At 54.8% G+C, this 19,063-nt stretch carries 19 protein-coding genes, 1 rRNA gene and 1 riboswitch; of the genes, 3 read left to right on the top strand and 17 right to left on the bottom strand.

What is annotated here, in order from left to right:
- Positions 1–20 precede the first annotated feature (20 nt).
- From pcrB to ETC05_RS14530, 4 genes are all read right to left on the bottom strand, one after another.
- Complete coding sequence (gene pcrB / locus ETC05_RS14545) at positions 21–740, bottom strand: heptaprenylglyceryl phosphate synthase (protein WP_031405946.1); 720 nt, start codon at positions 738–740, stop codon at positions 21–23.
- A gap of 97 nt (positions 741–837) precedes the next feature.
- Complete coding sequence (locus tag ETC05_RS14540; protein WP_031405948.1) at positions 838–1,179, bottom strand: YerC/YecD family TrpR-related protein; 342 nt, start codon at positions 1,177–1,179, stop codon at positions 838–840.
- Between the two features lie 119 nt (positions 1,180–1,298).
- Positions 1,299–2,315: a DUF3048 domain-containing protein gene (locus ETC05_RS14535; protein ID WP_031405950.1), complete on the bottom strand. Its 1,017-nt coding sequence runs from the start codon at positions 2,313–2,315 to the stop codon at positions 1,299–1,301.
- Between the two features lie 27 nt (positions 2,316–2,342).
- Positions 2,343–4,088 (bottom strand): adenine deaminase C-terminal domain-containing protein, encoded by a 1,746-nt coding sequence (locus ETC05_RS14530; protein ID WP_171661333.1) that lies wholly within the window; start codon positions 4,086–4,088, stop codon positions 2,343–2,345.
- Positions 4,089–4,189: 101 nt separating this feature from the next.
- Between ETC05_RS14530 and ETC05_RS14525 the strand changes: the two genes are divergently transcribed.
- Together ETC05_RS14525 and ETC05_RS18240 are read left to right on the top strand one after the other, a co-directional pair.
- The gene (locus ETC05_RS14525; RefSeq protein ID WP_031405954.1) at positions 4,190–4,435 is read left to right on the top strand and encodes a YgaP family membrane protein; all 246 of its coding nucleotides are present in this window, start codon (positions 4,190–4,192) and stop codon (positions 4,433–4,435) included.
- A gap of 264 nt (positions 4,436–4,699) precedes the next feature.
- Complete coding sequence (locus ETC05_RS18240; protein ID WP_337588972.1) at positions 4,700–4,804, top strand: EYxxD motif small membrane protein; 105 nt, start codon at positions 4,700–4,702, stop codon at positions 4,802–4,804.
- Here ETC05_RS18240 and purD read toward each other — a convergent pair.
- The 12 genes from purD to purE form a co-directional block, all read right to left on the bottom strand.
- Positions 4,758–6,050 (bottom strand): phosphoribosylamine--glycine ligase, encoded by a 1,293-nt coding sequence (gene purD / locus ETC05_RS14520; protein ID WP_171661332.1) that lies wholly within the window; start codon positions 6,048–6,050, stop codon positions 4,758–4,760. The two genes, ETC05_RS18240 and purD, sit on opposite strands and share 47 nt — an antisense overlap.
- 23 nt (positions 6,051–6,073) lie before the next feature.
- Complete coding sequence (gene purH, locus ETC05_RS14515; protein WP_171661331.1) at positions 6,074–7,612, bottom strand: bifunctional phosphoribosylaminoimidazolecarboxamide formyltransferase/IMP cyclohydrolase; 1,539 nt, start codon at positions 7,610–7,612, stop codon at positions 6,074–6,076.
- Positions 7,575–8,207: a phosphoribosylglycinamide formyltransferase gene (gene purN, locus ETC05_RS14510; RefSeq protein WP_171661330.1), complete on the bottom strand. Its 633-nt coding sequence runs from the start codon at positions 8,205–8,207 to the stop codon at positions 7,575–7,577. Before purN ends, purH begins: the two co-directional genes overlap by 38 nt.
- Positions 8,204–9,244, bottom strand: a complete 1,041-nt coding sequence (gene purM, locus ETC05_RS14505; protein ID WP_171661329.1) for a phosphoribosylformylglycinamidine cyclo-ligase — start codon at positions 9,242–9,244, stop codon at positions 8,204–8,206. Before purM ends, purN begins: the two co-directional genes overlap by 4 nt.
- A 170-nt stretch (positions 9,245–9,414) precedes the next feature.
- Positions 9,415–10,827: an amidophosphoribosyltransferase gene (gene purF, locus ETC05_RS14500; protein WP_171661328.1), complete on the bottom strand. Its 1,413-nt coding sequence runs from the start codon at positions 10,825–10,827 to the stop codon at positions 9,415–9,417.
- Positions 10,803–13,031 (bottom strand): phosphoribosylformylglycinamidine synthase subunit PurL, encoded by a 2,229-nt coding sequence (gene purL, locus ETC05_RS14495; protein WP_031405966.1) that lies wholly within the window; start codon positions 13,029–13,031, stop codon positions 10,803–10,805. Before purL ends, purF begins: the two co-directional genes overlap by 25 nt.
- Entirely contained in the window at positions 13,015–13,701 is a 687-nt protein-coding gene (gene purQ, locus ETC05_RS14490; protein ID WP_031405968.1) for a phosphoribosylformylglycinamidine synthase subunit PurQ, read from the bottom strand. Before purQ ends, purL begins: the two co-directional genes overlap by 17 nt.
- Positions 13,698–13,952, bottom strand: a complete 255-nt coding sequence (gene purS, locus ETC05_RS14485) for a phosphoribosylformylglycinamidine synthase subunit PurS (RefSeq protein ID WP_031405970.1) — start codon at positions 13,950–13,952, stop codon at positions 13,698–13,700. The genes purQ and purS overlap by 4 nt, the downstream gene beginning before the upstream one ends.
- Positions 13,940–14,668, bottom strand: a complete 729-nt coding sequence (gene purC / locus ETC05_RS14480) for a phosphoribosylaminoimidazolesuccinocarboxamide synthase (RefSeq protein WP_031405972.1) — start codon at positions 14,666–14,668, stop codon at positions 13,940–13,942. Before purC ends, purS begins: the two co-directional genes overlap by 13 nt.
- 75 nt (positions 14,669–14,743) lie before the next feature.
- Positions 14,744–16,039 (bottom strand): adenylosuccinate lyase, encoded by a 1,296-nt coding sequence (gene purB, locus ETC05_RS14475; protein ID WP_031405974.1) that lies wholly within the window; start codon positions 16,037–16,039, stop codon positions 14,744–14,746.
- Positions 16,036–17,184, bottom strand: a complete 1,149-nt coding sequence (gene purK / locus ETC05_RS14470; protein WP_171661327.1) for a 5-(carboxyamino)imidazole ribonucleotide synthase — start codon at positions 17,182–17,184, stop codon at positions 16,036–16,038. Before purK ends, purB begins: the two co-directional genes overlap by 4 nt.
- Positions 17,177–17,665 (bottom strand): 5-(carboxyamino)imidazole ribonucleotide mutase, encoded by a 489-nt coding sequence (purE, locus tag ETC05_RS14465; protein WP_031405979.1) that lies wholly within the window; start codon positions 17,663–17,665, stop codon positions 17,177–17,179. The genes purK and purE overlap by 8 nt, the downstream gene beginning before the upstream one ends.
- A gap of 110 nt (positions 17,666–17,775) precedes the next feature.
- Positions 17,776–17,877, bottom strand: a riboswitch (purine riboswitch).
- A gap of 149 nt (positions 17,878–18,026) precedes the next feature.
- Between purE and ETC05_RS14460 the strand changes: the two genes are divergently transcribed.
- The gene (locus tag ETC05_RS14460; protein ID WP_171661326.1) at positions 18,027–18,470 is read left to right on the top strand and encodes an Hsp20/alpha crystallin family protein; all 444 of its coding nucleotides are present in this window, start codon (positions 18,027–18,029) and stop codon (positions 18,468–18,470) included.
- Positions 18,471–18,721: 251 nt separating this feature from the next.
- Here the strand turns inward: ETC05_RS14460 and rrf are convergent.
- Positions 18,722–18,838, bottom strand: a 5S ribosomal RNA gene (gene rrf, locus ETC05_RS14455).
- Positions 18,839–19,063: the final 225 nt, after the last annotated feature.

Here is a 19,063-nt window from a genome sequence, read left to right as displayed (position 1 = left end):
ACCACCAATAAACGTATGTTCTATTTTCCATCATCGCCGGTGCGTTGGCCAGCCACCTGCTTCACCGCCGCCACCGTCGCCAACGCCTGTTCGAACGCGTCGTAAATCGCATTGCCGATGACGACCGTATCGGCATAGCGCGCCATATGCACCGCCTGCTCAGGCGTTGTGATGCCGCCGCCGTAAAACAGCTGCGTCCGATCAAGCGCTTGTTTCACTTTTTCCACGACAGACGGATCACCATAAGCGCCGCTATACTCAAGGTAAAAAATCGGCAGCTTGTACAAATGCTCAGCCAAACGGGCATAGGCCACAATATCGTCGACGTCAAGCTGCGTATCGGCTCTCGTCAGCTTGGCGGCCTTGCATTCCGGATTTAAAATGCAATAACCCTCCGCGGCAATCTCATCCCAGTTCATCATATCGCCGTATTGTTTCACCGCCTCGTGATGGCGGCCGATGATCCATTCCGGCTGCCGGCTGTTTAAGGCGATCGGGATCAAATATACGTCAAACCCCGGCGTCAACACTTCGACATCCGTGACTTCGAGCGCGCATGGCACCGAAAAACGGCGAATGCGGGCCAATAAATCAAGCACGTTGTCGATCGTCACCCCATCGGTTCCCCCAACGATGACGGCATCCGTACCCGACTCGCAAAGGCGCTCAAGGCGCTCGTCATCAATCGGTTTATTCGGGTCGAGTTTAAACACATGGCGCCAAGCGCGAATCTCTTCCATAGCCGTAAACCTCCACTCATTCTCCATTGTTCCATTATAACAAATCCGCAAAAAGAAAAGGAGTTCCTTTACAAATGGAAGGAATCTCCTAGCTGCATCAGTCTGTGACCGCTTCGTTTGCCTCTTTCCCCTCGTGCTCTTCTTGCTGCTCCTCTTTGATCCGGTCAAGGGCCATGGCGTAAGCGTCATTGCCGTAGTTGAGGCAGCGCTTGACGCGCGAAATCGTCGCCGTGCTCGCTCCGGTTTCCGTTTCGATTTTATGGTACGTATACCCTTCGCGCAACATGCGGGCGACCTCGAGCCGCTGGGCGAGCGCTTGGATTTCATTCACCGTGCATAAATCATCGAAAAAACGGTAACACTCTTCTAAATCGCGCAGCGATAAAATCGCCTTAAACAATTGATCCAACTCTCTGCCGCGCAGTTTGTCAATTTGCATAGTTGTTCCCTCCTTGCTTTTGGCGCGAAAATGTGATAATCGGCAGCCGTCTTCCAGCTACCGACCGATGTATCCATCCACAGCTCCTCCTGCCTTGCAGCGGACAAAAGGCGGTTTCACTATTTCCATTGAACGATTGCCAGTTCCGGCACGATATGGATCCACGTTTTTCCCGGCACGAATCCGATCGGAGCCCCGTTATGGTACGGCAGCAGCCGGCCGTCGACGTTTTTCCATTCGATCGGCTGCATGACACCATCCTGAAACAAGTACCCCTTGCCGCCGGAGGTGAGATCGATGTCGCGCCGTCCGTGGCTGTCGATGACTTGATGCCGAGCAGCGATAATCATGACGTTTTGCACGACAACCGGCTTATGCGTATCATAATCAATCGTTTGCTCGCCGCCGCTGTACCGGTAATACCCTTTTTGTTCAGGGACATATTTGTATTCAACTTGAGCGTAGGCGCGGTGCGAATAGGCGATGTGAACCGTCTCGACCTTTTGGCCGCTCGGCTCATCGGTGCGAAACGATAGCGGGGCTACGTGGTCCGTCCAAGCGTAGCCGTTTTGTTTCGCTCCTTTTTCGATGTTGGCAAACGTAATGTAGGAGTTGTGCGGCGCCTTGCGGAACGAGACGCGCTGAAACAGCGTGCCGTCGTAAAACAATCCGTTCAAATAGTCGATGCCGCCTCCTTCAAGACGTGCTTTCGCTTCTGGGCTCCAGCCGTGGCATACATACAGTGCATGGTAGCCTTCGCTCAAGTCAATATAGTAATCACGTGCGCTTCGCACTGGTCCGACCCGCTTGGGCCATTCGCTTTGGTATAATGCCAAAAAACGAGTAATATCGCCCTCGGCGAGCACCTCATACACGATGTCTGCCGCGTAAAGCCCCGACTGCGGCCGCGCTTTCGGATGGTTGTTGATCATGACCCCGACAACCCGTCGGTCGATCGTTCCTTCCGCCGGCAGCCCCGTCAGCGGAAACGTTTGTTTTTCCTCAGCCGGAGGCTCGGACGGCTGCTCCTGCCGGGGAGCTGGTTTGGCCGGCTCGGCCTGCTTCGGCTCGCTTTTGGTCGTGCAGCCACCTAACAACAATGCCGTGCAACTGATGGTGAACAGCCAACGTTTCAATGGACACACAACCTTTTCTTTTTTATTTTACCGCATTATCGAAGGAAAGAGTACCGTTTTGTGCATCACATCATAAATCCCTCGTTGCGTGACGCGCACATATGGCAGATGGGTTGACTGCAAAAAAAGCAACGAATACACCGGATCTTCGAAGGAATATCCACGCTCGCGCAACAAGCGGACAAACGTTTTTTCCTCTTGGATCAGTTCGTCCATTTCCATAGGAGACATCATGCCGCCCAATGGAAGCGGAAGCTCAAACAAAATGTCCCCCTCTTCAGCAAGAACAATGCCGCCGCCGATTTCCTTCATCCGTCGGAAGGCAAGCATCATATCGTCCTTGCGCTTGCCAATCAAAATCAAATCCCCCGTGTTGGAGTAGGAGCTCGCCAACCCGCCAAGCGCCGATGCAAAGCCTTTCAACATGGTATTGACGCGCCAGCGGCCATTTCGGTCAAACAAGGCGAGAAAACATTCATCATGGTCATATCCTAAACGGTCGCGCGACGTATCGATCGACACGGAATACGGCTTTAAAATGACGGCGTTTTCCATACGCAACCCCATCGGCATCGAAAATTGCAAATCATCCCAGTCAATCTCCCATGGCAACGACAGCGGCCGAATGCCAAACCGCCCCCATTCCAGCTCCGGCCAGAGAGGCGGCGCTTCTCCATCGCGCTTCACCCATTCGCCTTTGGCGAGCACTTGCGCCGGCGTCGGATCATGAGCCGAACGCAAAAAATTGATATGGGCGATTCTTCCTGTGGCGATGCTGCCGTGAAGATGCTCAATGCCGTAGTGACGTGCGGCGTTGATCGTCGCCATGGCGTAGGCGTCGATCACCGGTACATCGTGCTCCATTGCTAGGCGGATGAGCCGGTCAATCACCCCGTCTTCGTAAAAAGAGGGCGGCGAACCGTCTGTCGTCAACAAGCATTTATCATAATGCCGGATGCCAAGCGCTTTCATTTCTTCGAGCAGCACCGGCAAATCCGGGCGAATTGAGGAGTGCCGGAGCGCGACGGTATAGCCGTGCCAAAGGCGCATATGCACCTCTTTTCCCGTCATTGCCTCATGGTCGCCATCCGCGCCAAAGAGCGCCATTTTGACAAGCGTCCTTTCCGACGCCCCAGGAAAATGCCCTTCAATTTTACGGCGCCGCCGATGCGCTTCTTGCATCCAATACAAGATGATGTCATCGCCGCTCACCACTTTCGGCCATGAGGTCAGTTCGCCCCCCTGAAGCACCACCTCTTGATCAAGCCATCGCTTGATCCGCGCATTGGACACTTGCTCCTCTTCGCGTTCAAGCTCCGTCTGTCCATCAAATCGACACCACCAATACATTGATGTTGGAAGCGCATTCACAGCTTGCAAAAAGAAAAACGCCTCTTCATCATTCAGCTGCAAAAGCAAAAACAAGTTGTCGTTGAGGAGTGTTGTTGTTCCGTGCGCCGCTGCATAACGGGCAAACGAATGGGGATTATATAATTGAAACGGATGCACATGCGGCTCAATGTAGCCGGGAACGAGCACATACCCACGGCAATCGACGATCTCGCATGCGTCGTCGACACGATCGGGGAACCGCTCGCCGGCATACACGATGCGGTCGCCATGTATCCATATATTTCCCTTTACCCATTCACGAAAATACGAATGCAAATATGTCGCGTTCACCAATACTTTCGTCGGTGATTGTTTGCCATCCATGATCGCTGCCTGTTCGCGCAGCTCGCTGCCTTTCCATCGGTAACGTTGTTCGCCCATTGCCACCCCGTCCCTTGTTTCCTAATCGTTCCATGTAACCATTTTAACGTACAAAAGCGACTTTCACAATAAAAAATATTGAAAGAAAGAGGGGACAACGAATGGCGAACATTGGCATTGTAAACGCCCTCATTCGCATTACGTTCGGACTAACCGTCATCGCCTGGGCCACCGCCCGCCTCGCCCGGCGGCCATGGTGTACATCGTATTTATGGGCTGCTTTGCTTGGGGCGATGAAAGTTGGGGAAGGAATCACCCGTTTTTGTCCGATGACCGCCTTGTTTGACAATATGCAGCGCCGGCAGCTGCTTGAAGAGGAAAAGGAAGCGGTCGTCAATCCGACATGAGGAAAGACATCCACTCGGCGTTGCTCACCACTTTTGCCGATGTCTTCCGTCCCACTGTTATTAGGTAAAATTTTCCTCATCTTGAACGATACGTGCTGCTATGGATCGAAAGAGCACCGTTCGCAACGGCTAGTGAAAAACGCCAACTGTCAGCGAAAGAAAAAAAGCAAAATGATCGGCAGCCGGCACTGCGGACTGGCCAAATACCATCAAAAAAGGTGTCCCGTCGTTGGGACACCTTCGACTGCAAAGGAGTGAACCATCATGTTGCTCGAGTATATGACCGATATGTCGTTTGTTTTGGCCGCGTTAATCGGCGGCATTATCGCCCTTTTATACGTGTATATGCGGCGGAGGCGCGTTCGATAGCGCGCCGGCCGATGTCGCGCCGGTAAAATAAGCCGTCGCATTCGATCGCCGCCAATTGCTCGTACGCTCTTTCCTTCGCTTCGGCAAGCGTTCCCCCTTTGGCGGCCAACAGGAGAACGCGTCCGCCATTCGTATACCATGCGCCGCCTTCCTGTTTCGTGCCGGCGTGGAACACCAACGCATCAGAAGAGATCTCGTCCAACCCCCGGATTTCGGCCCCGCGCTCGTACGCGCCGGGATAGCCTTTCGCTGCCAGCACGACGCCAAGCACTGCCTCATCCGTCCATTCAAGCTCCAGCTGTCTTCCTTCCATGACCGCCAAAATCGCTTCTACGAGATCGGTTTTGAGGCGCGGCAGCACCACTTGCGCCTCTGGGTCGCCGAAGCGGGCGTTGAACTCGATGACTTTCGGCCCGTCGGCCGTCGCCATCAATCCGGCGTAAAGAACACCTGTAAACGGACGCCCTTCAGCCACTAACGCGTTCGCCATTGGACACAAAATCGTTTCGAATGCGATGGCGACGGTCTCCGCTGGAATTTGCGGAACCGGTGAGTAGGCCCCCATGCCGCCGGTGTTTGGTCCTGTGTCACCGTCATAGGCCCGTTTATGGTCTTGGGCGATGGCGAGCGGATACACCTTCTCGCCGTTCACGAACGCCATAAACGAAAATTCTTCCCCTTCTAAATACTCCTCAATGACGACTTGACTGCCGGCTGTGCCGAATTGTCTGTCGACAAGCGCTGCCTTCGCCGCGGCAAGCGCTTCTTCCACCGTTTGGGCGATGGTGACGCCTTTTCCGGCGGCCAGCCCGTCCGCTTTAATGACGATCGGCGCACCTTTTTGTTCAATGTAAGCTTTCGCCTCTTCGTACGACGTAAAGGCCGCATGGTCCGCCGTTGGAATGCCGTATTTTTTCATCAGTTCTTTGGCGAACGCCTTGCTTCCCTCGATGAGCGCCGCCGCTTGGCTTGGGCCGAAAATGCGAAGCCCCTCGGCCATAAAACGGTCAACAATGCCGGAAGCAAGCGGCGCTTCCGGCCCGACAATCGTCAAATCGATCGCCCGTTCTTTTGCAAATTGCACTAGCGCCTCTATGTTGAGTTCATCGATGCCGACCAACTCCGCTACATCCCTCATTCCCGGGTTGCCCGGCGCCGCATACAGCTTACCGACAAGCGGGCTTTGCGCCGCTTTCCAAGCGATGGCGTGCTCACGTCCGCCGCGTCCGATCACGAGTACATTCATCGTCTCCCTCTCCTTTGCCCCGCCTAATGTTTAAAGTGGCGCACGCCGGTGAAGACCATGGCGATGCCATATTCATCGGCCTTGCGGATCGAATCCGCATCGCGGATCGAGCCGCCCGGCTGGATGATCGCCGTAATGCCGGCTTTCGCCGCCGCTTCAACAGTATCGTCCATCGGGAAGAACGCATCGGAAGCCAACACAGCACCAGCCGCCTGTTCTCCCGCTTGTTCGATCGCAATCTTGGCCGCACCCACCCGGTTCATTTGCCCAGCGCCGACGCCAACGGTCATGCCGTTTTTCGCCAGAACGATGGCGTTGGATTTGACGTGTTTCACCACTTTCCAGGCGAAGCGGAGCTGCTCGCGCTCAGCCTCGGTCGGCCCGCGCTTCGTAACGACATGCCATTCAGCGTCTTCGAGCGTGAACGTATCGGCCTCTTGTACGAGCAAACCGCCATTGACGGAAACGAGCATGTTTTCCTTGACGTCCGGCGCAGTAAAATCAAGCGTCAATAGACGGATGTTTTTCTTTTTCGTCAAAATGGCAAGCGCCTCGTCGCTGAATGACGGAGCGATGACGATTTCCAAAAAGATGTCATGCATCCGTTCGGCTGTTTCTTTGTCCACTTCACGGTTGACCGCAATAATCCCGCCGAAAATCGACACCGGGTCCGCCTCGTACGCCTTCGTAAACGCCTCAAGAAGCGTCGCGCCGACGCCGACGCCGCACGGATTCATATGTTTGATGGCTGCCACAGCCGGCTCTTGAAATTCGCGAATAAGGTTGATCGCCGCATTGGCGTCGTTAATGTTGTTGTACGACAACTCTTTGCCGTGCAGCTGTACTGCCTTGGCAATCGAGAACGCCGCGCCAAGCGGTTTGGCGTAAAACGCCGCCGATTGATGCGGATTCTCGCCATAGCGCAATGATTGTTTTTTCGTGTACGTGATGGTGAGCGTTTCCGGGTAGTCCTCTCCAGCGAGGTTTGTTAAATACTCGGCAATCATCGCGTCATACGCCGCCGTATGGCGGAACGCTTTCGCCGCCAGCTGTTGCCGCGTTTTTGCTTGGATCGAGCCGGTTGTTTTCAGTTCCTCGATCACCATCGGATAGTCGGCTGGATCGACGACAATGGCGACATCGGCATAGTTCTTGGCTGCCGCGCGCACCATCGTCGGACCGCCGATATCGATGTTCTCAATCGCCTCAGCCAGCGTCACGTCCGGTTTGGCGATCGTTTGTTGGAACGGATACAGGTTGACGACGACCAAATCGATCGGGCGAATGCCATGCTCTGCGAGCGCCGCTTGGTGGCGCTCATCGCTGCGCACCGCCAAAATGCCGCCGTGAATGGCCGGATGCAGCGTTTTGACGCGCCCGTCCAAAATTTCCGGAAAACCGGTGACATCGGAAATCGAAATGACGGGAACGCCTGCTTCCTCAAGCGCTCGTTTCGTCCCACCGGTCGAAATGATGTCAATGCCAAGTTCGACCAGCTGCTTCGCAAACGGAATGATGCCTTCCTTATTGGACACGCTGATCAATGCTCGTTTCACTGCCATCGTTTTCGATCCTTTCTTCTTGTTGTTCCTTTTCCCCTAGCAGCATGCGCAACACCGCCGGATATAGCTCATGTTCGACTTGATGAATGCGCGCCTCAAGCGCTTCGATCGGCTCTCCCGGCACGATCGGAACAGCACGCTGGGCGATGACCGGTCCGGTGTCCATCCCCTCATCAACGTAATGAACGGTGACGCCTGTTTCCGATACGCCGGCCCGGTACGCTTGACCGATCGCATCTTTACCCGGAAACGCCGGCAACAGCGACGGATGAATGTTGACAATTTTCCCGTCATAAGCGGAAAGCAGCGTCGGCCCGATCAAGCGCATGTAGCCGGCCAACGCAATCCAGTCGATTTGACGCCCCTTTAGTTCAAGCAAAATCTCGCTCTCAAACGCGGCTTTGGACGGGTAGTCTTTTGGGGAAAACACGAATGCCGGCACGTTTTCGCGCACCGCCCGCTCGATCACTTTCGCCCCCGGCCGGTCGCAAACAAGGAGAGCAATCTCCGCCGGCAAATCGCCGCGTTTGGCCGCATCCACGATCGCTTGAAAGTTCGTGCCGCTTCCCGAAGCGAACACCGCCAACCGCTTCATCCCCGGCTCCCTCCAGCAAACGACACGCCCGCGCCTTCGACCACGTTGCCGATGATGTACGCCGGTTCGCCTTGTTCCGAAAGCCACTCAACAAGCGGCGAAGCCGTTTCCGGACTGACGGCGAGCACAAGGCCGATGCCCATATTAAAGACGGAAAACATCTCTTGCTCTTCCAGACGGCCCATTTTACGCAGAAGCTCAAAAATCGGCAGCACCGGCCATGAACCGAGCTGAATGCGCGCGCCAAGCCCCGAAGGCAGCATGCGGGGAATGTTTTCGATAAACCCGCCGCCGGTAATATGCGCCATCCCTTTGATCGTAAACCGCTCGCGCACAGAGCGCAACCGTTTCGCGTAAATGCGCGTCGGCTTCAACAACTCCTCGCCGAGCGGAACATCAAGCGGCTCGTAAATGCGGTCAAGCTCCAACTTCGCCTGCTCGAACACGATGCGGCGCACAAGCGAATAGCCGTTGCTGTGCAGGCCGCTCGATGGCAATCCGACGAGCGCATCGCCCGCTTGAATCGCCTCTCCGGTCACGAGCTGATCTTTTTCCGCAATGCCGACCGCAAACCCAGCCAAATCATACTCATTGTCAGCATACATGCCCGGCATCTCTGCTGTCTCTCCTCCGATCAAGGCGCAGCCAGCCTCGACGCAGCCGTCGGCCACCCCTTTGACGATGGCGGCGATTTTCTCCGGCACCGCCTTGCCGCAAGCAATATAATCAAGAAAAAAGAGCGGATCCGCCCCTTGCACCGCGATGTCGTTGACACACATCGCCACACAATCGATGCCGATCGTATCGTGCCGGTCAAGCAAAAACGCGAGCTTCAGTTTCGTTCCGACGCCATCCGTGCCGGACACAAGCACCGGATGGCGGTAGTTGAGCGCCGAAAGATCAAATAAGCCGCCAAACCCGCCGATCCCCCCTATCACTTCCGGACGCATCGTTTTTTGCACGTGCTCTTTCATCAGGGCGACGGACCGATAACCGGCCTCAATGTCGACCCCTGCTTGTTTGTATGCCTTTGCCACGTTCCTTTCCTCCTTTTCGTCTCCCATCGCTCCACGAGAAAGTTGGCGATGAAAGGAGACCATGACACCATAACGAAACCATCCTTTGAAGCGGCGCCTCCGCTCGGTGGCGCTTCTTTCCGAGAAAACGCGCTCACCTGTGCGACAGCCGCCGTTGTTCAGCGCGTCGTTTATTTCACCGTCAAGCAAGGACGGACCGCTTGGCCGAGGCGGGTTGGATATTGGCCAGTGAAACACGCCAAACATTGCCCGCGCTGCGGCGAAACGTCCGGACGCCCGATGGCCTCAAGCATTCCTTCCTGGCTGATAAAGGCGAGGGAGTCAGCGCCAATCAAGCGCCGAATCTCTTCAATCGTACGATTCGCCGCGATCAATTCTTCCTTTGACGACGTATCAATGCCGTAAAAGCAAGGATGGGTGATCGGCGGCGCGCTGATGCGCACGTGCACTTCGACTGCTCCCGCTTCGCGGAGCATCGAGACGATGCGCCGGCTCGTCGTTCCGCGCACGATCGAATCATCCACCATCACGACCCGCTTGCCGGCCACAACCCCGCGCACCGGCGACAGCTTCATTTTCACTCCTTGCTCGCGCAACGCCTGCGACGGCTGGATGAACGTCCGCCCGACATATCGGTTTTTAATCAAGCCCAATTCGTATGGAATGCCGCTCGCCTCAGCGTAACCGATGGCGACCGAAATGCTTGAGTCCGGCACGCCGGTGACGATGTCGGCCTCTGCCGGCGCTTCCAAGGCGAGCCGCTTTCCTAAGTTTTTTCGGGCCGTGTGGACATTGATGCCGTCGACATGGCTGTCCGGACGAGCGAAATAAATGTATTCCATGCTGCAAATCGACCGCGGCTGCTCCGGAGCAAACCGTTCCGAACGCACCCCTTCATGGCTGATGATGAGCAATTCCCCTGGCGACACTTCTCGCTCATATGTGGCGCCGATGACATCAAACGCGCACGTTTCCGACGCCACGACATACGCTGAACCGAGCCTGCCGATCGAAAGCGGCCGAAACCCGTGCGGATCCAGCGCCGCATACAGCGCCGTTTCCGTCAGCAACAAAAACGCAAACGCCCCTTCGATCTGACTGAGCGCCTCTTTCATTTGCTCGACAAACGTCGGCGCTTGGCTGCGGCGAATGAGATGGGCGAACACTTCCGTATCCGATGTCGTCTGAAAAATGCTTCCTTGCGCTTCAAGCGCAAGCTTCAGCTCGATGGCGTTCGTCAAGTTGCCGTTATGGGCGAGCGCCATCGCGCCGGTTTGCGAGCGGAATAAGAGCGGCTGAACGTTTTCATAGCCGCCCCCACCCGCCGTCGAATAGCGGACATGGCCGATCGCCGCCGACCCACAAAGCGCATCGAGCGTACCGCTTTGAAACACGTCCGTCACCAAGCCAAGCCCTTTATGGCCAGACAAGTTTCCGCCGCCCGCCACCACGATGCCAGCCCCTTCCTGCCCACGGTGCTGCAAGCTGTGAAGGCCGTAGTATGTGAGCCGGGCGGCGTCTTCATGCCCCCAAATGCCGAAAATGCCGCACTCCTCGTTCAATCCTTTGATTTCAGCAAGCATGGAATGGCCCCTTTCCAGACGTTTCGCATGTCGTCGACCGAAAGGCGGATGATCGTTTCCCCCTGCTCCCCGTTCACGGTGAATGTGCCGTCATCCGTCACTTCCCCGATCCGTTTCGCTTCTACAAGCTGCTCAAATGCTTCTTGATGTTCCTTTTTCACCGAAACCACAAAACGAGACTGCGTTTCGCTGAACAGTTCACTGATGAGATCACCGCGGATCGTCACCTTCGCGCCAAGCCCTGAAGCCCCCATGACACACTCGGCAAGCGCAACGGCTAAGCCCCCTTCAGCCACATCATGCGCGGACGCCACCACCCCCGCGCGGATCGCCGCAAGCAGCTGGCGCTGGCGGCTTGCTTCCACTTTCAAATCAATTTCCGGCGCTTTTCCGAAAATGCGGCCTTCTAGAAACTTTTGCAGCTCGCTGCCGCCAAACTCCGGCTTCGCCTCGCCGATCACGTAAATCAAGTCACCTGCTTGCTTAAACGATTGCGTCGTGATATGGGAAAGGTCTTCAATCAGGCCGACCATGCCGACAACCGGCGTCGGGTACACCGCCTCGCCGTTCGTTTCATTGTAAAGCGAGACGTTGCCGCTCACGACCGGCGTCTCAAGCGCCCGGCACGCTTCGCTCATCCCGTCGACCGCTTTTTCCAGCTGCCAGAAAATGTCCGGCTTTTCCGGGCTGCCGAAGTTGAGGCAGTCGGTAATGGCGAGCGGCTTCGCTCCGGAACAGACGACATTGCGCGCCGCCTCGGCGACCGCGATTTTCCCGCCCATCTCTGGATCCAAATACAAGTAGCGCGAGTTGCAATCCGTCGTCAACGCAAGCGCCTTGTTTGTACCGCGGATGCGCACGACGGCCGCGTCTGATCCTGGAGCGACAACCGTATTCGTCCGTACCATATAGTCGTACTGATCGTACACCCATTCTTTGCTGGCAATCGTCGGCTGGGCGAGCAGCGCGAGCAATGTTTGACTGTAATCTTCAATGTGCGGAATATACGGCGGCATCGCTTGAAACTCACGGTAATAAGCCGGCTCCGCAGACGGTTTATGATACACCGGTGCGTCTTTCGCCAAGGCATCGACCGGAATCTCGGCCGCCACCTCGCCGCGGAAAAACAGACGAAGCATTTTATCATCGGTTACTTTGCCGATCGCTTTCGCCTCGAGGCCATATTTCGCAAAAATCGCAGCGATTTCGTCTTCACGGCCTTGCTTGACGACAAGCAGCATCCGCTCCTGCGATTCGGACAACATCATTTCATACGGCGTCATGCCCGCCTCGCGCTGGGGAACAAGATCCAAATTCATTTCAATGCCAAAGCCGCCTTTGCTCGCCATCTCGGCCGACGAGCTCGTCAGTCCGGCGGCGCCCATATCTTGAATGCCGACTAACGCATCGGACTTGACTGCTTCAAGACACGCCTCAAGCAGCAGTTTTTCCATAAACGGGTCGCCGACTTGCACGGCCGGACGCTTCGCTTCCGACTGTTCGCTCAACTCTTCCGAAGCAAACGTCGCCCCGTGGATGCCGTCGCGGCCCGTTTTCGCCCCGACGTACATGACCGTGTTGCCGACCCCGGTCGCGATGCCGCGCTGAATGTCCTCATGGCGGATGATCCCAACGCACATGGCGTTGACCAATGGATTGCCTTCATACGCCGGATCGAACTGCACCTCGCCGCCGACGGTCGGGATGCCGACGCAGTTGCCATACCCTGCAATGCCGGCGACAACCTGTTCGAACAAATAGTTGACGCGCGGCGATGTCAATTCGCCAAATCGGAGCGAGTTAAGCAGCGCAATCGGCCGCGCTCCCATCGAAAAGACGTCGCGGATGATGCCGCCGACCCCCGTCGCTGCTCCTTGGTACGGCTCGATCGCCGACGGGTGATTATGGCTTTCGATTTTAAACGCTACCGCCAGCCCGTCGCCGATATCGACAATGCCGGCACCCTCGCCTGGCCCCTGCAATACGTGCGGACCATCGGTCGGGAATTTTTTCAGCACCGGCTTCGAGTTTTTGTAGCTGCAATGCTCCGACCACATGACGGCAAAAATGCCGGTTTCCGTATAGTTCGGCAGCCTCCCCAAAATCGCTTCAATGCGGGCAAACTCTTCATCGGTCAGCCCCATCTCGCGATACAGCTTTTGTTCTTTGATCACCGCCGCGCTCGGCTCAAGCAGTAACGACATGAGTCTCCCTCCAATAATTGACGATCGATCGGAATAGTTTCAATCCGTCCGCGCTGCCGAGCAAAGCGTCGACCGCCCGCTCCGGATGCGGCATCATGCCGAGCACGTTGCCGCGCTCGTTGACAATGCCGGCGATATCCGCCAAGCTGCCGTTCGGGTTTTCCCCATGGTAGCGGAAGACGATTTGCCGGTTTTCGACAAGGCGCTGGAGCGTTTGTTCGTCGCAATAATAATTCCCTTCACCATGGGCGATCGGAATGGTAATCACTTCGCCCTTGTCATAGGCAGAGGTAAACATCGTTTCATTGTTTTCCACGACAAGCTGCACCGGCCGGCAGATGAATTTCAATCCTTGATTGCGGCGCATCGCCCCAGGAAGCAAGCCGGCTTCAAGCAAAATTTGAAACCCGTTGCACACCCCAAGCACCGGTTTCCCGGCTTCCGCGGCTTGCTTCACGGCGGCCATCACTTTGGAAAAGCGGGCGATCGCCCCTGAGCGCAAGTAATCGCCGTACGAAAAGCCGCCCGGAAGCAAAATGGCGTCGAACCGATCGAGATTCTCTTCATCATGCCAAACGTATTCCACTTCTTCGCCGAGTTCATCGGCGACCGCATGGTACATATCGACATCGCAATTCGATCCCGGAAAGACAATGACGGCAAACTTCATCGGGCGACGGCCTCCTCGATTTCATAGCGGTAATCTTCGATGACCGGGTTGGACAACAATTTCTCGCACATTTCACGGACCATCTCATCAAGGTCGCGATCGCTTTTTTCGATCACCAGCTCCATAAACTTGCCGATTCGGACGTCTTTCACTTCCGTATACGATAAGCTGTGCAGCGCCCCCTTCACCGCTGTCCCTTGCGGATCCAACACACTTTCGCGCAACGTGACATACACTTTTACTTTATACATGCCGATTCTCCCCCTAACCGTTGGAAAATAACCTCGTACGCCTCGGTTAAACTGCCAAGATCACGGCGAAATACGTCCTTATCCAATTTCTCATTCGTCTCGGCGTCCCAAAGCCGGCACGTATCCGGCGACACCTCATCCGCTAAAAGGATCGCGCCGTCCGCCGTGCGGCCAAACTCAAGCTTAAAATCAATTAATCTCACTTTTCGCTCGGCAAAATGGGCGCGCAACACGTCGTTCACTTTCAGCGCTTCCCGTTTCAGCCAGACGATCTCCTCGCGGCTCGCGAGCTTCAAAATCGCAATGTGGTCTTCGACGAGCAGCGGGTCGCCAAGGTCATCGTTTTTGTAGTAAAACTCGACAAGCGGCGCCTCAAGCGGCGTTCCTTCCGCCAAGCCGAGACGTTTCGCCAAACTTCCGGCCACGACGTTGCGGACGACGACTTCCAGCGGGATGATCGTCACGCGTCGGACCAATTGTTCCGTTGGCGACAGCTTTTCAATAAAATGATTGGCAACGCCTGCTTCTTGCAATTTCGCAAACAGTAAACTGGAAATCTCGTTATTGAGCCGCCCTTTGCCGGCGATCGTCGCCTTTTTCTCGCCGTTAAACGCCGTGGCGCTGTCTTTGTACTCCACCCAAAGGACATCCGGTTCATCCGTCGCGTAAATTTTTTTCGCTTTCCCTTCATACAACAGCTGTTGTTTTGCCGGCATCATGCAAGCCTCCGTTATCCAGAAGATTGAAAATTTTTCGTGTAACCGGCCAGCATGAGGCCAGCCGGCTTCCACTTACTCTAATCCTAAGCGGGCAAAAATTGTATCGACGTGTTTCAAATGGTGGCGGTAATCAAAGCAATCGTCGAGCTCTTCTTTCGTCAACCGGCTCGTAATCCGCTCATCCGCCTCGAGAAGCGAGCGGAACGGAACTTGTCTCTCCCACGCTTCCATCGCTTTCGGTTGCACTAAATCGTACGCCTCCTCGCGCGTCATCCCTTTGTCAATCAAAGCGAGCAAGACGCGCTGCGAGTAAATGAGCCCGAATGTGCGCTCCATATTTTTCTTCATATTTTCCGGATACACCAACAAGTTTTTCACAATGTTAGCAAACCGGTTCAACATATAGTTCAACGCGATCGTCGCATCCGGCAAAATGATGCGCTCCGCTGACGAATGGGAAATGTCGCGCTCATGCCAAAGCGGCACATTTTCATACGCCGTCACCATATATCCGCGAATGACGCGCGCCATGCCGGTCATGTTTTCCGAACCGATCGGATTGCGCTTATGCGGCATCGCTGACGAACCTTTCTGCCCTTTGGCAAAAAACTCCTCGACTTCACGCACTTCGCTTTTTTGCAAGCCGCGAATTTCCACAGCAAATTTTTCAATCGATGTCGCAATGAGCGCGAGCGTCGCCATGTAGTAAGCGTGGCGGTCGCGCTGCAACGTTTGCGTCGAAATCGGCGCCGGCGTCAAGCCAAGTTTTTCACAAACATACTGTTCCACAAACGGATCCACATTGGCGTATGTGCCGACCGCTCCAGAAATTTTTCCCACTTCCACCATCTTTGCTGCTTGTTCAAACCGTTCCAAATTCCGCACCATCTCCGCATACCAAAGCGCCAGCTTCAGCCCGAACGTCGTCGGTTCGGCATGAACGCCGTGCGTACGTCCCATCATGACCGTGTATTTATGTTCGCGTGCTTTCTCTTTCAGCACTTGAATGAAGTTTTCCAAATCGCGCCGCAAAATGGCGTTCGCCTGTTTCAGCAAGTAACCTAACGCCGTATCGACGACATCGGTCGAGGTGAGGCCATAATGTACCCATTTTCGCTCTTCCCCAAGCGTCTCAGAAACAGCGCGGGTGAAGGCGACGACATCATGGCGCGTTTCTTCTTCGATTTCTTTAATGCGGTTGACGTCAAACGACGCGTTTTCACGCAGACGGCGGACATCTTCTTTTGGAATGACGCCAAGCTCGGCCCACGCCTCGCACGCGAGCAATTCCACTTCAAGCCATGCCTGAAAGCGATTTTCCTCGGTCCAAATCGCTCCCATTTCCGGTCTTGTGTAACGTTCAATCATCCTCGTTCCAGCCTCCGATCATGCCAAATTTGCCACGACTCGATTCGCGCCAGCGCTTCCTCAACATCATCCGCCAGTACAGTCACATGGCCCATTTTCCGCTTCGGCTTCGCTTCATGCTTGCCGTACAGATGGACGTAAACCGCACCGGCAAACGCATCAATTTGCCGAACGATCGGCTCGACATGTTCGCCGAAAATATTGACCATCACGGCCGGCTTTACCAATTCCGTCGACCCGAGCGGCCAGTTGCAGACGGCGCGGATGTGCTGGGCGAATTGGGACGTGGCACATGCATTGATTGTATAATGACCCGAGTTGTGCGGTCTAGGGGCCAATTCATTAATATAAATATCCCCGTCTCCTGTCAAAAACATTTCCACCGCCAACGTCCCGACGAGCGAAAATGATGCTGCCAACGTCTTGGCGTAAAGGACCGCCCGCTGCTCGATGTGTTGTGGAATCCGTGCTGGAACGATCGTTTGATGCAAAATGTTCTCGACATGAATGTTTTCCGCCACCGGAAAAACAGCCGTCTCCCCGTCGCCGTTGCGGGCGACAATGACCGACATTTCTTTCACAAACGGTACCCAACCTTCCAAAATGCATGGGCCAAGCCGAAGCAAATCAACCGCGTTGGCTACATTGCCTTCGCCGCGCAGCACATATTGCCCTTTGCCGTCGTAGCCGCCACGCCGCGTTTTCAAAACACACGGGAATCCGATCGCCTGGACGGCCTGTTCGAGCTCCTCCGCCCCATTCACTTCGACATAGGGCGCCACCGGCAAACCGGCAGCGACGATCGCCGCTTTCTCCAACGCCCGATCTTGCGTCACCGCAAGCAACCGGCTTCCTTGTGGGACATAGGCGTTTTCCACAAGCCACTCAAGCGCCCGCGCATCGATGTTTTCAAACTCGTACGTGATCACATCACTGATGCGCGCCAGTTCAGCTATCGCATCCAGATCGTGGTACGGCGCAGTGATTTCCACATCAGCCACTTGCCCGCACGGGGAATCAGGCGTTGGATCGAGAACGGCAATGCGAAAGCCCATCTCGCGCGCCGCCAAAGCCATCATCCGCCCGAGCTGGCCCCCGCCGATGATGCCGATCATCTGTCCCGGAACAATCCGCCGCTTAGCCAAGCTGATCACTGCTTTCCACAATTTGTTTTCGAATGGCTTCCCGTCGCGCTTTGAGCGCCTCCATATAGTGTGGCTCAAGAAGCCCAAGAATGGACGCAGCGAGCAATCCGGCATTGGTCGCCCCCGCCTTGCCGATCGCCACCGTCGCCACCGGCACCCCGCCTGGCATTTGCACAATCGACAATAACGAATCCAATCCGTTCAGCGCCTTGGATTGCACCGGCACTCCAATCACGGGCAGCGTCGTTTTCGCCGCGATCATTCCCGGCAAATGAGCTGCCCCGCCAGCTCCAGCAATGATCACACGGATGCCGCGCTCCTCGGCTGTCTCCGCATACTGAAACATCTCGTCCGGCGTCCGATGTGCCGATACGACTTTTTTCTCAAACGGAACACCCAATTCCTCTAAAATGGCACAAGCGTGCTTCATCGTTTCCCAATCCGAGTGACTTCCCATTACCACTCCGACGAGCGGGTTCATATCGTTTCACTCCTTTTGCTAGCACAACAAAACCCAGAATATGCGTTCCCATCCATAAACGAGGGAAAGCATCGTTCTGGGCTTTGACAGTTGCTGATCGAAAAAAAGCCAAAACCGATCCTTTCCCTCATAGTCCAATAATTTACGGTTATTGGGTAGAAACTTTTGGGCCATATTCCCAAAATTATATGAGGGATCTTCTCATATACGTATGAAGTTACTTTTATAGTAACAGGTGTTTTTGAGAGGTGTCAAGGAAAAAATCGAACATTCGACATATTAACAAAGCGAATGTTCGTGTTTTTGCAATCACCAAATGAAGATAACGGCATATGATGAAGGAGCAGAGGAGGGAGACGTTATGGCCAACGAAAACCCATTTATGCCGTTTGCCGATTGGACAAAACATTGGCAACAATTTTTCCAAAATGATTTTTGGGGAAACATCCAGCCGTTGTTGCCGTCATCAAACAAACCGTCATCCGGCATGAACATCTACAAAAAAGACAACGAGCTGCTCGTTGTCATCAGCCTCCCAGGGCTCGAAAAAATCGAAGATGCAGAAGTGTATGTATCATATAAAACGTTGGAAGTGAAGGCAGCCATTAATCTCAACTTTAAAGGGTTTGAGCTGGTGGAAGAAGGCATTTTCCAAGGCCCATTTCAAAAAACAATCCCACTGCCGTTCGCCGTCAAAGAGGACCGCATCGAAGCAACATACCATAACGGCCTGTTGTTCATCCACCTGCATCGACTCATCCCTGACGAGCCGAAAAAGAAAATTGTCATCAAAAAAAGCGAATAATCTCCCCCACGAGTCCACAAAAGGAGATACCTGCCTTTCCGAAAAAAATAAAAAAAGAGGGTGTCCCAAGCCGTACAGGACACCCTTACACGAGTTTCCGTTTCCTATCGCTTTTATGAAAAAAGGGGGTCTAGGAAACGATGATCACGCTTTAATTTTGGGGGAGAGGATTGAAAATGGCGTCATTAAAAATGACTTAATGACAATAGGCAAAAAAATGAGAGAACCGTATAGCTCCCTCATTTTTGCCTGCCTAGCAGCGACCTACTCTTGCAGGGGCGCTGGCCCCAACTACCATCGGCGCTGGAGGGCTTAACTTCCGTGTTCGGGATGGGAACGGGTGTTTCCCCTCCGCCATAGCCACTAGGCAAGCATTTGGATTATGACATCATTTATTATACTCGAAAAATAAACAATGTCAAGAAGGAAGTTCATTCCTTCAAAACTAGATAACCGTCGGAAGAAGCCGCTCGCCTGCGCTTTTCTATTGTCCAGTTCCAGCGCCTAGCTCTCTTCTGCCAAATAACCTTCCCCCTCGGGGCGCGAGCGCCCCTGCGGGTGAAGAACATTTGGCTTCGAGAGCGAAACGCGGC

The sequence above is a fragment of the Geobacillus sp. BMUD genome (assembly GCF_013096845.1).
Classification (GTDB): Bacteria; Bacillota; Bacilli; order Bacillales; family Anoxybacillaceae; genus Geobacillus; species Geobacillus vulcani.
The sequence above is the reverse complement of the archived record's forward strand: the minus strand, read 5'-3'. Positions and strand labels throughout refer to the sequence as shown.

Bases quoted from the DNA above. Each gene is read 5' to 3' on its own strand.
- purF (WP_171661328.1), bottom strand. From the start codon at position 10,827: ATGCTTGCTGAAATCAAAGGATTGAACGAGGAGTGCGGCATTTTCGGC.
- purC (WP_031405972.1), bottom strand. From the start codon at position 14,668: ATGCCGGCAAAACAACAGCTGTTGTATGAAGGGAAAGCGAAAAAAATT.
- ETC05_RS14525 (WP_031405954.1), top strand. From the start codon at position 4,190: ATGGCGAACATTGGCATTGTAAACGCCCTCATTCGCATTACGTTCGGA.
- pcrB (WP_031405946.1), bottom strand. From the start codon at position 740: ATGGAAGAGATTCGCGCTTGGCGCCATGTGTTTAAACTCGACCCGAAT.
- purE (WP_031405979.1), bottom strand. From the start codon at position 17,665: ATGAACCCGCTCGTCGGAGTGGTAATGGGAAGTCACTCGGATTGGGAA.
- ETC05_RS14460 (WP_171661326.1), top strand. From the start codon at position 18,027: ATGGCCAACGAAAACCCATTTATGCCGTTTGCCGATTGGACAAAACAT.
- purN (WP_171661330.1), bottom strand. From the start codon at position 8,207: ATGAAGCGGTTGGCGGTGTTCGCTTCGGGAAGCGGCACGAACTTTCAA.
- purS (WP_031405970.1), bottom strand. From the start codon at position 13,952: ATGTATAAAGTAAAAGTGTATGTCACGTTGCGCGAAAGTGTGTTGGAT.
- purL (WP_031405966.1), bottom strand. From the start codon at position 13,031: ATGTCGTTACTGCTTGAGCCGAGCGCGGCGGTGATCAAAGAACAAAAG.
- ETC05_RS14530 (WP_171661333.1), bottom strand. From the start codon at position 4,088: ATGGGCGAACAACGTTACCGATGGAAAGGCAGCGAGCTGCGCGAACAG.
- purQ (WP_031405968.1), bottom strand. From the start codon at position 13,701: ATGAAGTTTGCCGTCATTGTCTTTCCGGGATCGAATTGCGATGTCGAT.
- purD (WP_171661332.1), bottom strand. From the start codon at position 6,050: ATGAATGTACTCGTGATCGGACGCGGCGGACGTGAGCACGCCATCGCT.
- purB (WP_031405974.1), bottom strand. From the start codon at position 16,039: ATGATTGAACGTTACACAAGACCGGAAATGGGAGCGATTTGGACCGAG.
- purH (WP_171661331.1), bottom strand. From the start codon at position 7,612: ATGGCAGTGAAACGAGCATTGATCAGCGTGTCCAATAAGGAAGGCATC.
- ETC05_RS18240 (WP_337588972.1), top strand. From the start codon at position 4,700: ATGTTGCTCGAGTATATGACCGATATGTCGTTTGTTTTGGCCGCGTTA.
- ETC05_RS14540 (WP_031405948.1), bottom strand. From the start codon at position 1,179: ATGCAAATTGACAAACTGCGCGGCAGAGAGTTGGATCAATTGTTTAAG.